At 63.4% G+C, this 13,920-nt stretch carries 13 protein-coding genes and 1 tRNA gene; 4 read left to right on the top strand and 10 right to left on the bottom strand.

Annotation, left to right across the window (positions count from 1 at the left end):
- Positions 1-118: 118 nt before the first annotated feature.
- Positions 119-1,897 carry an aspartate--tRNA ligase gene (aspS, locus tag AUC70_RS11420; protein ID WP_069444954.1) on the top strand — a complete coding sequence of 593 codons (1,779 nt, stop codon included), beginning with the start codon at positions 119-121 and terminating at the stop codon, positions 1,895-1,897.
- Here the strand turns inward: aspS and AUC70_RS11415 are convergent.
- Positions 1,894-3,144, bottom strand: a complete 1,251-nt coding sequence (locus AUC70_RS11415; protein ID WP_069444953.1) for a DUF2254 domain-containing protein — start codon at positions 3,142-3,144, stop codon at positions 1,894-1,896. The genes aspS and AUC70_RS11415 overlap by 4 nt on opposite strands.
- A gap of 915 nt (positions 3,145-4,059) precedes the next feature.
- Between AUC70_RS11415 and AUC70_RS11410 the strand changes: the two genes are divergently transcribed.
- Both AUC70_RS11410 and AUC70_RS11405 read left to right on the top strand, forming a co-directional pair.
- Positions 4,060-4,701, top strand: coding sequence for a hypothetical protein (locus AUC70_RS11410; RefSeq protein WP_069444952.1), 642 nt, complete (start codon positions 4,060-4,062; stop codon positions 4,699-4,701).
- Positions 4,702-4,842: 141 nt separating this feature from the next.
- Positions 4,843-4,929 (top strand) — tRNA-Leu (locus AUC70_RS11405).
- A 44-nt stretch (positions 4,930-4,973) separates the two neighbouring features.
- On the opposite strand, the gene AUC70_RS11400 is transcribed toward AUC70_RS11405, so the two are convergent.
- Positions 4,974-5,231, bottom strand: coding sequence for a hypothetical protein (locus AUC70_RS11400; protein ID WP_141702090.1), 258 nt, complete (start codon positions 5,229-5,231; stop codon positions 4,974-4,976).
- 298 nt (positions 5,232-5,529) lie between these two features.
- A complete protein-coding gene (locus AUC70_RS11395; RefSeq protein WP_069444950.1) occupies positions 5,530-5,943 on the bottom strand; it encodes a hypothetical protein in 414 nt (137 codons plus the stop codon).
- Between the two features lie 334 nt (positions 5,944-6,277).
- Here AUC70_RS11395 and AUC70_RS11390 point away from each other — a divergent pair, with 334 nt between their 5' ends.
- Entirely contained in the window at positions 6,278-8,410 is a 2,133-nt protein-coding gene (locus tag AUC70_RS11390) for a molybdopterin-containing oxidoreductase family protein (RefSeq protein ID WP_069444949.1), read from the top strand.
- Between the two features lie 33 nt (positions 8,411-8,443).
- On the opposite strand, the gene hmuQ is transcribed toward AUC70_RS11390, so the two are convergent.
- The 7 genes from hmuQ to mbhE form a co-directional block, all read right to left on the bottom strand.
- The gene (hmuQ, locus tag AUC70_RS11385) at positions 8,444-8,773 is read right to left on the bottom strand and encodes a heme-degrading protein HmuQ (protein WP_069444948.1); all 330 of its coding nucleotides are present in this window, start codon (positions 8,771-8,773) and stop codon (positions 8,444-8,446) included.
- 74 nt (positions 8,774-8,847) lie between these two features.
- Positions 8,848-9,246, bottom strand: a complete 399-nt coding sequence (locus AUC70_RS11380) for a Na+/H+ antiporter subunit G (RefSeq protein ID WP_069444947.1) — start codon at positions 9,244-9,246, stop codon at positions 8,848-8,850.
- A gap of 4 nt (positions 9,247-9,250) precedes the next feature.
- Positions 9,251-9,520 carry a K+/H+ antiporter subunit F gene (locus AUC70_RS11375; RefSeq protein WP_045367721.1) on the bottom strand — a complete coding sequence of 90 codons (270 nt, stop codon included), beginning with the start codon at positions 9,518-9,520 and terminating at the stop codon, positions 9,251-9,253.
- Positions 9,517-10,008 carry a Na+/H+ antiporter subunit E gene (locus AUC70_RS11370; protein ID WP_069444946.1) on the bottom strand — a complete coding sequence of 164 codons (492 nt, stop codon included), beginning with the start codon at positions 10,006-10,008 and terminating at the stop codon, positions 9,517-9,519. Before AUC70_RS11370 ends, AUC70_RS11375 begins: the two co-directional genes overlap by 4 nt.
- 2 nt (positions 10,009-10,010) lie before the next feature.
- Complete coding sequence (locus tag AUC70_RS11365; RefSeq protein ID WP_069444945.1) at positions 10,011-11,630, bottom strand: monovalent cation/H+ antiporter subunit D; 1,620 nt, start codon at positions 11,628-11,630, stop codon at positions 10,011-10,013.
- Entirely contained in the window at positions 11,627-11,980 is a 354-nt protein-coding gene (locus tag AUC70_RS11360; RefSeq protein ID WP_069444944.1) for a Na+/H+ antiporter subunit C, read from the bottom strand. Before AUC70_RS11360 ends, AUC70_RS11365 begins: the two co-directional genes overlap by 4 nt.
- A gap of 1 nt (position 11,981) precedes the next feature.
- On the bottom strand, positions 11,982-13,868 hold the full coding sequence (gene mbhE, locus AUC70_RS11355; RefSeq protein WP_342022144.1) for a hydrogen gas-evolving membrane-bound hydrogenase subunit E: 1,887 nt from the start codon (positions 13,866-13,868) through the stop codon (positions 11,982-11,984).
- Positions 13,869-13,920 lie beyond the last annotated feature (52 nt).

Below are 13,920 nucleotides of genomic sequence, written 5' to 3'. Positions count from 1 at the left end.
GATACTGAAACCTGCGCCTCCGCCTTGACAAGGGGAGCCTTCCCGTGCGGTGTTCCGCTCGCCTTCGAACAGCAGGCGTCAGCGATAAAACCGTCCCTCCGCCACAGATTATAGAGCCATGCACGCTTTTCGCACTCATACTTGCGGCGCGCTTCGTAGCGCCGATGTCGGGAATACCGTTCGCCTTTCGGGCTGGGTGCATCGCATCCGCGACCATGGCGGGCTGCTGTTCATCGATTTACGGGATCACTACGGCATCACGCAGATCGTCGCCGACCCCGATTCGCCGGTCTTTGCGACGGTCGAGACTTTGAAGCCGGAATGGGTGGTGCGCGTGGATGGCACCGTCGTCGCGCGTTCCGAGGACACGGTCAATCCGAACCTGCCCACCGGCGAGGTTGAGGTTCGCGTTGCCGATCTCGATATCTTGTCCGAGTCGGCCGAACTGCCGCTGCCGGTGTTTGGCGAGCCGGACTATCCCGAAGAGACGCGGCTCCGTTACCGCTTCCTCGACCTGCGCCGCGAGACGCTGCACGCCAACGTTATGAAGCGCGCCGAGATCATCTCCTCTATCCGCGAGCGCATGCGCGACGCCGGCTTCTTTGAGTTCCAGACGCCGATCCTGACGGCCTCCTCGCCGGAAGGAGCACGTGATTATCTCGTGCCGTCCCGTGTGCATCCGGGCAAGTTCTACGCGCTGCCGCAGGCGCCGCAGCAGTTCAAGCAGCTCATCATGATGGCGGGCTTCGACCGCTACTTCCAGATCGCGCCGTGCTTCCGCGACGAGGATGCGCGCGCGGACCGCTCGCCGGGCGAGTTCTATCAGCTCGACCTGGAGATGAGCTTCGTCACCCAAGAGGACATCTTCGACACGGTCGAGCCGATCATTCGAGGCCTGTTCGTGGACTTCGGCAACGGCCAGCCTGTCACCGAGAAGTTTCCGTGCATTCCCTACAAAGAGGCGATGCACAAATACGGCACGGACAAGCCGGACCTGCGTAACCCGATCGAGATGGAAGACGTGTCCGAGCACTTCCGCGGCTCCGGCTTCAAGGTCTTCGCCGGCATGCTGGACAAGGACGAAAATGCGCGTGTCTGGGCGATACCAGGGAAGACCGGCGGCAGCCGCGCCGTTTGCGACCGGATGAACTCGTGGGCGCAAGGCGAGGGGCAGCCGGGCCTCGGCTACATCTTTTTCCGCGAGGGCGAGGGGGCTGGTCCCGTCGCCAAGAACATCGGACCTGAGCGCACCGAGGCGATCCGGACCCAGCTGGGTCTCGCCGACGGCGATGCCGTGTTCTTCGTGGCGGGTCTGCCGAAGGACTTTGTCGACTTCGCCGCGCGGGCGCGTACCAAGATCGGCGAGGAGCTGAAGCTCACCGCCTCGGGCCGTTTCGATTTCTGCTGGATCGTCGACTTCCCCATGTTCGAGTGGAACGAGGACGAGAAGAAGATCGACTTCTCGCACAACCCGTTCTCCATGCCGCAAGGCGGACTCGAAGCGCTCGACACGATGGAGCCGGAGGAGGTTCTCGCCTACCAGTACGACCTCGTCTGCAACGGCGTGGAGCTGTCCTCGGGCGCGATCCGGAACCACAAGCCGGAGATCATGGAGAAGGCCTTCGCCATCGCCGGCTACCCGAAGGAAGAGCTCGAGGCCCGGTTCGGCGGCATGCTGCGCGCGCTGCAATACGGGGCACCGCCCCATGGCGGTATCGCGCCGGGCATCGACCGTATGGTGATGCTGCTTTGTGGCGAGGAGAATTTGCGCGAGGTGGTGATGTTTCCGATGAATCAGCAGGCGGAAGACTTGCTGATGGGCGCGCCGTCGGAAGTGTCTCCCGAGCAGCTCAAAGAGCTCAACATCCGGGTCTCGCTGCCAAAGGCGAAGAGCTAGCCCTTCTTGGGCTTCTTTTCGTCCGCACGGCCCAAGGCTTCTGCGGCGCGTCGCTCCAGGGCTTCCAGGTCCTGCTTCTGTGCAATGTCGCGGCGTCCGGTCTCGAGCACGATTTCGACCTGCTCCTTGAGGGCCGCGCGCTGATCCTTGTTTGCTAGCGCCAGCAATTGTCCGAGGCTCTCCACCAATCGGATCAGAATTGCCGGTTGCTCCGAACCGTGCTGACGGATTTGCCGGAACGCTTCCTGGACGATGTCGGCAAAGGTCGAATGCGGTGCGATGAGCCGGACGGCGCCATCCTCGTCCGTCCAGACGCATTGCGCCGATCCCCGCCGCATGATCTTGGCGAGTGACGTGGTCAGCCGGTCGATGACGGCCATGGCCGTGAAGGGGTCGTTGATGCTGGGCGAGAGCGCGCGCAAAGCCACTTCCACGAGTTGGCGTATGGGGGCTTCGACGTCCTGAACCGAAGTGCGCTCGCCGCCGACCACGACGCAGTCTTCGATCTGGTCCCGAATGTCGTCGTTCGCAGCACTGGTGGGGCTGATCCAGGCATAGGTCGACCCCTCGACCACGTGCCGCCCCGGCTTGAACGAGATCTCGATGACCGCATCCGCATCCTTCGCGCAATCGACCAGTCCCTCATAATCGAGGGCCTGCACGTAACCGTTGGCCGTCAGGCTTAAGGGCGTGCCGGTCTCGGAGGGACGCGTGTCAGGCTCGCTTGCACTTTTGGCGTCCTGCTCGGGGAGCAGGCGCTCGATGTCGTCGTCGAGAGTCTCACCCACCCGTTCGATCGTGTTGTCGGCGATGATGGATCGGGCGAGGTGATGCACGAACACCAGCAGCGCCACGAGGCAAAGCAGAACAAGAAGCGTCCCGATACTGACGGCGAGATTGGGCACTTGCTCGACATTGCCGTAGGCCCCGCGGAGAACCAGCAGGAGATAGACGACCGTCGCGAAGAAGAGACCGAGCGTCACTTGGGTGCGGCGGTCCGCCATGAAGCTGCGGATGAGACGCGGGCCCAGTTGCTGGGCTGCCAGTGTCAGCACGACCATCGTGATCGAGATGACCAGCGTGGCCATGGTGATCATCGCGGTGACGAGACTGGTCAGGAAGGGCGGGGCCTCCTCGGCGCTGCCGCTATAGAGGAACCAGACCGAGTTGTCGCCTTGACTCAGCGGCAGATGGACCGCGAGCAGGGCGCGCGCGCAACGAGCACCATCAGCAGAGGGAGAGCCCAAAGGCTCATCCAGATGCGGTGCCAGACTGTGAGAAGCCGTGTCAGCATGCGCGGAGCCTCAAAAGAGAAGACGATCGCCGATCGGTCATACGGCCAGTCATAGGGCAAGCAACCGTTTGGGCCAAGCGACGTCGTGGCGTGTCGGTTTGGCGGCAAGTGACTTAGATATCGATGAGTCAGCAGGCGGAGGACCTGCCCTTGCGGTCATCTTTGCCGGCGACCGACCAGCAGCGCGAGAAGCTCAGCTTCCGGATTTCCCTCCCAAAAGCAAAAGGCTAGGGCATGGTCCGCGGAGTTTCGCTCAGGCTACGTACCGTTTCGTCCGCATCAATTTCATGACAACGCTGACAGCGCGGCTCTTTCGCGGTTATCATGAGCCTGAGGGTGCTGCTGAAAATACAAAACAACGGAGCGCGTCTGGTTTCAGACGAGCGCCGTCGGCGGTGCGCTGCATGCCGCTAGGGGGAACCTCTTTCCTGGAGTGACGGGACGAAAGGACAAGGGACCATGACGTTAGGCGAGCGCGTCTATATCTACTGCGAACGGGGAACGAGCGAGGCCCTGTGGGCCGAGCCCATCAACGCCATTTCCAATGTCGGCTTCTTTCTAGCCGCTCTGATCTTCTGGCAGCTCGTCTTGTGGCGGCCGCCGGAGCAACGCAGCGCCGATCACTATCTGTTCGTAGCGCTCGTGTTCGCGATCTGCTTCGGCAGCGTCGCCTTCCATGTCTATGCGGATCGCGGCACCGAACTTGCGGACGTGATCCCCATTGCCGTGTTCATGCTGGTCTATCTCGGCTTCGCCTTGAACCGGTTCTTGAATGTGCCGCCCGGATGGACGGTCTTCCTGGTCGTGCTCTTCGCCGGACTGCGGCGCGGCGACCCAGGTTCACTGCTGGGACGGTGGGGTCGGATTTGTGACCGGCGCGCCGGACGGGGCGAAGGTCTGCATGAACGGCAGTGTCGGCTATCTCCCGGCGCTTGGCGTACTCGTCATCGTCAGCATGCTGCTGGCGGAGCGGCGCCACAAGGCTGCGCCCTATGTTCTGGCCGCGACGCTCGTCTTCGCAGCGTCGATCCTGCTGCGGTCGCTCGACATGGCCTATTGCAGCAGCATCGTCATCGAGGGGCGCAACACCGGTACGCACTTCATCTGGCATCTTCTGAACGCCGTTGTGCTCTTCCTGCTGATGCGCGCGAGCTTGGAATCCGGAACGAAGCCGTTACCGGAACCGGTCGAGGAAAAGCCGGAGGAGAAGGCGCCCGAAGCCGAAGCCAAACCGGTGCCGGTGGCCAAAGCTGAGCCCGAGGCTAAACCGGAACCCGAGGCCAAGCCGGAACCCGAGGAGAAGGCCGAAGCCGAGGCCAAGGAAGAGTCGAAGGCCGAGCCGGTAGAAGCGCCGTCCGAGGCGGACACGTCCAAAGAAGAGGCCCCGAAGGGCGACTCTTCGGAGGAGAAGCCTGCGGAGGACAAGTCTTCTGAAGACAAGCCTTCCGATGAAGAGCCCGCCAAGGAAGCGTCCGGGACCAAGAAACGCACCAAGAAGGCGCCCTCTTAAGGGGCGCCTTCACGTCCGCCGGGCGGGTGCCCTTAGACAAACCGTATCGCAACGGTTAGTAGGGCTATTCTCCAAGGCTAGGCCGCCCGTAGGGCGGTCCGGCTCCGGCGAGGGACGTGCGGCGCGCGTCCCGCTCGCTCCGCGGACGTGGTGGAATTGGTAGACACACAGGACTTAAAATCCTGAGGCCGAAAGGCCGTGCGGGTTCGATCCCCGCCGTCCGCACCAGCAGCTCGGTTGTACGATTCCGCAGGTTATCGAGGGTTCCCGGTTCAGTGCTCGGGGTAGCTCGCCTGGACGTATGGCCGGCGATGCACGGACTGTCGTCTTTGGCCGTCCGTCGTCCAAGGGAAGAACATGGGGCAGGGCTCCGCAATGTCCGGCACGATCAGATCCAGCCCCGGATGGCTCACTTCCTCATTCATAAGCAGTAGCGAGAGCCATAGCGCACAGCCGCTATAATGGACACAGGTCGAACAGTGGCTCGTGTCGCGGAATTTATTCAACTGAGCGACTGTGTATTGGCCCATGATATCGGCCCCTGGCCTTTGGTCCAGCGTGGCTGACGGCGGGAAGCGGCGGATTTCCAAGCACGAAACGTGGAAGGCCCCAAGCTAACGCCCAAACCACAGCTATTTTATGACCTGATCTCGGCGGTGCCACATCGGCAGCGCGAGAGGGAGGGGATCGACCGCCGCCGACCCCGTAGGTCCACTCGCGCGGTCCTGGGCGGAGAGGCTCTTAGCGCTTGAGAACAGACGCGGATCGGCTCCCTAAGACCTTTGCGGTCCTAGAGAGCCGAACCAAGGGCCGGGTCGGCTTTCGCGGTTACGGGCAGTTGTTGCCGGTGCGCATGCACTCACGCATCCGGTCGCGCAGGTCGTCTTTCCAATCCTGGGCATCTTCCGCGCCGGCGGACTTGCCTTCCTTCTGGCCGTTTTTCCAGCCGGCCTTGTAGCCGACGTTGTAGCCCTTCTTGTAGTACTTGGCGCACTCTTGCGCCGACAGATCCATGGTGCCCATGATCGTGTCGTTGAACGAGGCCTTGTAGGCGTCGTTGAAGCCGTCCATGTAGCCGTCTTTCAGGCCGGCCGACTTACCGCGGGAGTAGCACTGTTGAGCGCTCTCAGCCGCCGCCGGTACGGGCGCCGCGATCTCGGCGAACATGAAGCCGGCGAGGATCAGGAAGGCGAACTTCGAGAGAAAAGCAAACGTGGTCGTGGTCTGAGCGATCTTGGTCATGATGTGTTCCTTCGTGGGTTCAGGCTGTGTGTGCTGGCTTGGCCGCCAGAACTGGGAAGGAACGTACGGACGTCCGCCCGATCGGTGTATGGGGTGGATCCCTCATATGGCCGCAGGCGCGTTCGGCGGCGTGCGGCGACCGTGGCCGGCCAACGAGGCTTGCAACAGTTGGGGGCGTCCCTGGATCGGCTGTTTCCGATTGGCGCGATCTTATTCGCGCGGGCGAGTCCTATAACGCGTTTGCCTGTCGCGCTGCACAATCGACAACCCTGATTGCGCATCGTACGCTTCCTTCAACAGCTGCCATCGAGAGCGCGACAGAGGGAGGAAGTTTGTGAACGAACAGCCGAAACGCGAGAGGTTTTTTGGTGGGTGTCCTCATGACTGCCCGGATACATGCGCCATGTACTACGAGGTCGAGGGCGGCAGGCTCGTCGACGTCCGGGGGAACAAGGAACATCCCATGACCCGCGGCGGGTTGTGTGTGAAGCTCAAGGACTTCCACGAGCACCACTACAATCCGGACCGTGTGCTGCACCCTCTGCGCCGCGCCGGCCCCAAGGGCAGCCGCAAGTTCATCGAGATATCGTGGGAGGAGGCGATTGCCGAGATCCACGCCCGGTGGACGGACATTATCGATGAATACGGATCGCAGGCCATCCTGCCGTACAGCTATCTCGGGAACGAAGGGCTGGTGCAGGGGCTGACCTGCGGCGATGCTTTCTTCAACCGCCTCGGGACGACCGTGAACGAAAAGACGTTCTGCGCGTCCGGCTCCTCGACCGCTTGGCTCTTGACCGTCGGGCCCACCGGCGGCGTCGATCCGGAGAGCTTCGTCCATTCGAAGTACATCGTGATCTGGGCGTGCAACTCCATTTCCACGAACCTGCATCACTGGCCGTTCGTGCTGGAAGCGCAGAAGAAGGGCGCGAAGGTTGTGGTGATCGACAGCTACCGGTCACGCACGGCAAAGGCCGCCGACTGGCATATCGCGCCCAAGCCCGGCACGGACGGCGCGCTCGCGATGGGCATCATCGCCGCCATGATCCGCGGGAATTACGTGGACGACGAATGGGTGCACGAACACACCGTCGGCTATCCCGAGCTGGCGCAGCGGGCGCTCGACTTCACGCCGGACTATGTGGAGGAGGTCACCGGCGTTTCGGCCGAGGACGTGGCCCAGTTCGCCCGCGAATTCGCGAGCGTGCAGCCGTCCGTGATCCGCATGGGCGTGGCGTTGGAGCGGCACGCGGGTGGCGGTCAGACCATCCGGGCCGTGTGCGCAATTCCGGCGCTTGCGGGTTCGTGGCGGCATGTGGGCGGCGGCCTTCTGCAGATGCCACTCTGGGAGTTTCCCATCGACTGGGCCAAGGTTTCGCGGCCCGACTACATCCGCCCGCACACGCGCGTGGTGAACAATCTCCAGCTGGGCCGCGCGCTCACCGGCGACATGCAGCTCGACCCACCGATCAAGGGTCTATTCGTGTACAACACGAATCCTGTCAGCCAAGCGCCTGAAACCAATCGCATTGTCGACGGGTTGTCGCGCGAGGACCTGTTCTTCGTGGCGGCCGAACATTTCGTCACGGACACGGCCGCGTATGCGGACATCATCCTGCCCGCGACCATGGCCGGCGAGCACGACGACATGATGTTCTCGTGGGGACACTTCTATTTGACCTTGAACGAGAAGGCGATCGAGCCGCGCGGCGAGGCCAAATCGAACGCGGAAATCTTCCGCCGTCTGTCCGCCGCCTTCGGCTTTGATGACGATCCACGCTTCACCATGAGCGATATGGAGCTCGCGGAGCATTACATCCAATGGGATGCGCCGCAGATGGCCGGCATCGATATGGAGTACTTCCGCAAGCACGGCTATTTCCACCTCGCGGTCGGCACGCCCGACGACCGGCTGCCGCATGCGGAGGGGAATTTCCCGACGCCTCGGGCAAGGTGGAGTTTTTCCCTGCACGGCGCCACCAACTTCGTCGCGCCGCCGTTCCGCATGATGTACGAGGACAAGCAGTCCGGTGAGGATGTGGATGCGCTTCCGGGCTATCTGCCGCCGCGTGAATCCCCGGCCACGAACCGGAAGCTCGCGGACCAATATCCGCTCAACATCATCTCGCCGAAGAGCCACGGCTTCCTGAACTCGTGCTACGCCAACGAGCCGCACAAGATCCAAGGCCAAGGCGAGCAGTTCATTCTGATGAACAAAGCGGACGCGAAGGCCCGCTCGATCCGCGATGGCGATCCCGTCAGGGTCTACAACGAGCGGGGCGACTTCGAAGGTTTGGCGCGCGTCACCGAGACGACCAAGGGCGTCATCGTCGCGACGCTCGGCTATTGGCGGAGCCTCAACCGGTCTGACGGTTCGGTGAACTGCATCAGTTCGGATGAGTTCGCGAGCTTAGGCCACGCGCCCACCTTCTCCGACAATCTGGTGCAGGTGAGACGCGTCAACTAACGCTTGGACTGCCGGCGGCCTGGTCAGTTTCGGCTAGGCCGCGGCATCCTTCGCGCGCACTTTCTGCAAGGTCGTGAAGCCTTCGAACTCCGGGTGGCCCTGATACAGGGGCTTGCCCTCGCCGGCGCGCGCATGCGCCTTGCGGAAGGCTTCCGAACGCGTCCACTCCTCGAAATCGGCTTGGGAACGCCAGATGCTGTGCGAGGCATAGAGCACGTGATCTTCCCGCTCGGGGCCTTTCAGGAGATGGAATTCGACGAAGCCGGGGACATCCTCGAGATGGGTCTCACGCGACAGCCAGACCTGCTCGAAATCGTTTTCCGCGCCTTTGAGTACTTTGAACCGGTTCATGGCGATGAACATGCTTTGCGTCCTTCTCGAATTTGATGGCGCCCGGGCAGCCTCTCCGCCGGGCGCGCTTGGTATTTAGTTGACCGTCATTGGTCGCCTTTGGACGGGGCGTCCTCCGACTCCGGGGCCGGCGGCGCGTCGAACACCGACCAGCCAACCTTGCGCCCGGTCGGCGGCAGATTCGCCGCCTCGCTCTTGTCGAGCAAGAGATGGGCTTTTGCCACCATGAGCGCCGTGACCGGTGCCGTCAGAAACAGGAATGTCGTGATCAGCAGTTCCTGGATGGACAGCGCATTTCCCTTCAAGATGAAGTAGAGCATGGAGGCGATCAGCGTCGAGCCGATGCCGAGCGTCGTCGCCTTGGTCGGGCCGTGCAGCCGCCGCATCAGGTCCGGCAGTTTGGCGAGGCCAAGCGAGCCGACAAAGAGAAAGAAGGCTCCCAGACAGATCAGGGCTGAAACCGCGATGTCGCCGAAGTCGGTCATCGATCTACTCCATCACATTGCCGCGCAAGATGTACTTGCAGTACGCGACCGTCGTCAGGAAGCCGACCATCGCGAACAGCAAGGCGACCTCGAAATAGAGTTCCGTGCCCCAATAGATCCCGGCGAGCACGACAAGGCCGATCGCGTTGATCGTCAGCGTGTCGAGCGCGAGAATGCGCGTGGGCATGTCCGGCCCCACGAGGACGCGGTAAAGGCAGAGCAGCATGGCCGCGCTGATGGCGACGAAGGCGATGGCACAGGCGGTTTCGATCATCTCTCGAAGATCCTTTCCAGTCTGGTCTCGTAGCGGGCCTTGATCTCGGCCACGGTCTTCTCGGGGTCATCCGTTTCAAGGCAGTGGACAAGCAGCGCACGTCCGTCGGCGCTGAGCGTTGCGCTCACAGTGCCGGGCGTCATCGTGATGGTGCCGGCGAGGGCGGATATAGCTTCAGGCGATTTGAGATCGAGCGGGATGGTCACGAAGTGCGAGTGCAGATCATCTCCCCGGCGGAATAGGATCAGATATGCGACCTGGAAGTTCGCGACGAAGATGTCCCACAGGACGATGAGCGCATAGGTGAGGATCGTCAGCGGGCTCTTGACCACGGGCCGGTCGGGCCAGAAGGCGCTCGTCGCACGCGGAACCACGATGCCGAGGATCAGTCCCAGCACGGCGGCGCCCCACGACACCCCGTTGAGCAGAATCCAGACGATCACGATGAGCACTGTCAGCAATGGATGGGGAACGAGCTTTCCGAACATCGTCAGTGCGCCTCCACCTGCGTGTCAGCCGGCACGGGTACGGCCGTGGCCTCATCGGCCGGCTCGGTAATCGGCCGCTCCGGTTCGGTGTTCTCGCGTGGTCCGAGGACAGCGTCGACGTAGTTCTGCGTGTCGAGCGCCTGGCCCGCGGTCGCACGCAGGGCCTTCACGGCGGGGCCCGCGAATACCGCCAGCATCAGGCTCGCGCCCACGAGAAACGCCACCACGACCATAGGCGTCTTGGACACGGTTTCCCAGCCGGGCCCGGTCGTCTGACCGTCGGTCTTCCAGAAGATCGTGCTGCCGGCGCGGGCGAAGGCGATGGTCATCATCAACGAGGCCACGAGGATCGTGGTCCAAATCAGCCAGGCGCGCGGCGCCTCATAAGTCGCGTCGAGAACCATGAGCTTGCCGATGAAGCCGGACAGCGGCGGCAGTCCCACGACCGCGATCGCCACGAGGAAGAACAGCGCGCCGAGGACCGGCGCTTGACTGATCGGGTTGCAGGGAACCAAGGCGTCGAGCTTGGTCGGACGGCGCGCGGCGATCAGGTCGACGATCAGGAACAGGGCGGCGCCCGCGATGGTGCTGTGGACCAGGTAGTAAAGCGCCGCCGTCAGCCCATCGACACTGAACTGGCCGATGGCGATCAAGAGCGTACCCATCGAGGCGATCGTGTTGAAGGCGGCGAGGTCGAGCAGTCGACGTGCGCCAAGCAGCCCGGCCGTGCCGACAGTGAGGGTCACGAGAGCAGCGGGGACGACCCAGGGTGCGGCGACAGCGCCCAGCGTTTCGGCGCCGGCGCCATCGCCGAACACAGTGCCGAACACGCGGATGATGGCGTAGGCGCCCACCTTGGTCATGATCGCGAAGAGAGCGGCGATAGGCGCGGAGGCGGCGGCATAGGTTGCCGGCAACCACCAGTGCAGCGGCACGAACGCGGCCTTGATGGCGAAGACGAGCAGCAGCAGAAGCGCTCCGGTCTGCAGAAGCGCCTGGTCGTTTTCCGCAACTGCCCGCGCCTTGACGGCGAGATCCGCGAAATTGAGCGTGCCGGTCACGCCGTAGATCAACCCGACTGCGACCAGGAACAGCGACGATGCGATGAGATTGATCGCCACGTATTGGAAGCCCGCGCGCAGGCGCTTGGCGCCGCCGCCATGCAGCATGAGGCCGTACGAGGCGATCAGCATGACCTCGAAGAAGACGAAGAGGTTGAACAGGTCGCCCGTGAGGAAGGCGCCGTTCAAGCCGAGCAGCTGGAAATGAAACAGCGCGTGGAAATGACGCCCGCGCCTGTCCCATCCGGCGATGGCGTAGAGCAGCACGGCCAGCGCAAGTCCCGCCGTGAGCACGAGCATGGTCGTGGAGAGGCGATCGATGACGAGCACGATGCCATAGGGCGCCGGCCAGGCGCCGAGGCGGTAAGCGTCCGTCTCGCCGTCGCTGACGGCGTGGTAGAGAAAAAGCGCGATGCCGAGCAGGGCCACGGTGGAGGCGACCGAGAGCACGCGCTGCATTTCGATGTCGCGCCGCCGCACCAGGATCATGATGGCCGCGGTGATGGCGGGCAGGATCGCCGGCGCGATGATCCAGCTTGTTGCGATATGCGGAGCCGTCATTTGCCGGTCTCCGTCTCGTCAGGGAAATCGTCCTCCGGTAGGTCCGCCGTGTCCGTCGCGGTCTCGAGGAAACCGCGCAGCGCGAGCACGACGATGAGCGCCGTCATGCCGAATGAAATGACAATCGCCGTGAGCACGAGGGCCTGCGGCAAGGGATCGGTGTAGGAGTCGGCGCCTGCGATGATCGGTGGCTTGTCGATGACCAGCCGTCCCGACGAGAACAGGAAGATGTTGATCGCGTAGGACAGCAAGGTCAGCCCGACCACGATCGGAAAGGTCCGTTGCTGCAAGATCAGATAGACAGCCGCCGCCGTCATCAAGCCGATTGCGCTGGAGACGATGAGTTCCATGTCAGCTCTCCTTCTTGTTCGAGCTGACGACTTGGCCGTCCTTCAAGGGAACGTCCATCGGGCCTTCGGGAATGACTTCGGGCTCGGCGCGTGCCTCGACGCGCGAGATCTGGGCGAGCGAGAGCATGACCACGCCGACCACGGCCAGAAACACGCCGAGGTCGAACGACATGGCCGAGGCCAGTTCGAACTCGCCGATGATCGGAAGGTGCACGTACGTGTACGTGCTGGTCAGGAATGGCCAGCCGAAGATCAGCGACACGACGCCGGTCAGCCCGGCGATCAGCACGCCCGTGCCGATGAGCACCTGACTGTCCAGGCGCATGCGGGATGCGGCCCAGCCGTAACCGCTGGCGATGTATTGCATGATGAGCGCGATGGCCACGATCAGGCCGGCGATGAAGCCGCCGCCCGGCATGTTGTGACCGCGCAGGAACACGAAGGCCGCCACCACGAGCACGAGCGGGAACAGGACGCGCGTCGCGACCACCAGCATCATCGGGTGGGCGTTGACGCTCTGCTCGCGGTCGCTGCGGATCGACGCCAGCGTGCGGGCGGCAGCGCCGCGCAAAGCATTGTCGAGCAGCGCGTAGATGGTGATCGCCGCGATCCCGAGCACGATGATCTCGCCGTAGGTATCAAAGCCGCGGAAGTCCACGAGGATGACGTTCACCACATTGGTGCCGCCACCGCCGGGCTTGGCCTCGGCCAGGTAGTAATCCGAGATCGTCTGAAAATCGCGCGTCATAATCGCGTAGGCGAGGGCGGCGATGCCGAGACCCACGGCCGCGGCAACCGTCGCGCGTGCGAACCGTCCGCCGGTGCTTGTTTCCTGCGGCGAGGTCTGCGGCACGAGATTGAGCGCGAGCAACAGCAGGATCGTCGTGACGATGTCGACGGAGATCTGCGTCAGGGACAGATCGGGCGCGGAGAACTCGAGGAAGAACAGCGCGGCGATCAAGCCGACACCGCTGGTCAGGACCAGGGACAGCAGGCGGTTCTGGTGCCAGAACAGCAACGAAATGCACAACGTGGCGAGGACCAGCCAGGCGGCGGTCGCCGGGAACGACCCCGGAATGACGGCCCGTGTCCCCGCTCCATGAGGCGCATGGAAGAAGGCCGCCGCGCCGACCACGAGGATCGTCACCAAGATGATGCCGGCATAGCGCGAGAACGAACCGTTATGGGTGGCGTTGATGAAGCCGCGCGCGCCGCGGACAAGGCCCGAGACGCCGGCGTCGAACATGCTCTTCGCGTCCATCCCGGCGAAGACGAGGCGCAGCTGATCTGCGGCATTGTAGGACCGGAACAGGAATGCGCCGCCTATGAGTGCGATCGCGCTCATCAGGAGTGCGGGCGTGAAGCCGTGCCACAGCGCGAGGTGATATTCGGGCAGCGCCCCGCCGACGACGGCCGACGCGGTGCGTTCGACGATGGCGCCCGCCGTCTGCGCCGGGAAAATTCCGATCGCGATGACGAGGACGGCGAGGAGGGCGACGGGCAGCCACATGCCTATGGGCGGATCGTGAGGTTTCTTCGGATAGTCGTCGCGCACCGGCCCGAGAAACGTGCTGATGGCGAAGCGATACGAATAGGCGGCCGAGAACAGGGAGGCCAGCGTCACAAGTAACGGGATCACCCAAGCATGCCCGCCATAAGAGGTGTGCGAGGCTTCCTCGAGCATCATCTCCTTGGAGAGGAACCCGTTGAAGAAGGGGATGCCGGCCATGGACGCCGCGCCGATCAACGCCAGCGTCGCGGTGATCGGCATGAGCGTCATCAACCCGCCGAGCCGCCGGATGTCCCTTGTGCCTGTTTCGTGGTCCACGATCCCGGCGCACATGAAGAGCCCCGCCTTGAACGTGGCGTGATTGAGGATGTGGAACATGGCGGCGACCGCGGCCAGCGGTGTGCCAAAGCCCAGCAGCATCGTCGTTGAG

The sequence above is a fragment of the Methyloceanibacter stevinii genome, from assembly GCF_001723355.1.
Lineage (GTDB): Bacteria > Pseudomonadota > Alphaproteobacteria > Rhizobiales > Methyloligellaceae > Methyloceanibacter > Methyloceanibacter stevinii.
This window is presented reverse-complemented; position numbering and strand designations above follow the sequence as displayed.

Coding starts and splice junctions, on each gene's coding strand:
- aspS (WP_069444954.1), top strand. CDS start 119: ATGCACGCTTTTCGCACTCATACTTGCGGCGCGCTTCGTAGCGCCGAT.
- AUC70_RS11400 (WP_141702090.1), bottom strand. CDS start 5,231: ATGGGCCAATACACAGTCGCTCAGTTGAATAAATTCCGCGACACGAGC.
- AUC70_RS11395 (WP_069444950.1), bottom strand. CDS start 5,943: ATGACCAAGATCGCTCAGACCACGACCACGTTTGCTTTTCTCTCGAAG.
- hmuQ (WP_069444948.1), bottom strand. CDS start 8,773: ATGTTCATCGCCATGAACCGGTTCAAAGTACTCAAAGGCGCGGAAAAC.
- AUC70_RS11380 (WP_069444947.1), bottom strand. CDS start 9,246: ATGACCGACTTCGGCGACATCGCGGTTTCAGCCCTGATCTGTCTGGGA.
- AUC70_RS11375 (WP_045367721.1), bottom strand. CDS start 9,520: ATGATCGAAACCGCCTGTGCCATCGCCTTCGTCGCCATCAGCGCGGCC.
- AUC70_RS11370 (WP_069444946.1), bottom strand. CDS start 10,008: ATGTTCGGAAAGCTCGTTCCCCATCCATTGCTGACAGTGCTCATCGTG.
- AUC70_RS11365 (WP_069444945.1), bottom strand. CDS start 11,630: ATGACGGCTCCGCATATCGCAACAAGCTGGATCATCGCGCCGGCGATC.
- AUC70_RS11360 (WP_069444944.1), bottom strand. CDS start 11,980: ATGGAACTCATCGTCTCCAGCGCAATCGGCTTGATGACGGCGGCGGCT.
- mbhE (WP_342022144.1), bottom strand. CDS start 13,868: ATGTTCCACATCCTCAATCACGCCACGTTCAAGGCGGGGCTCTTCATG.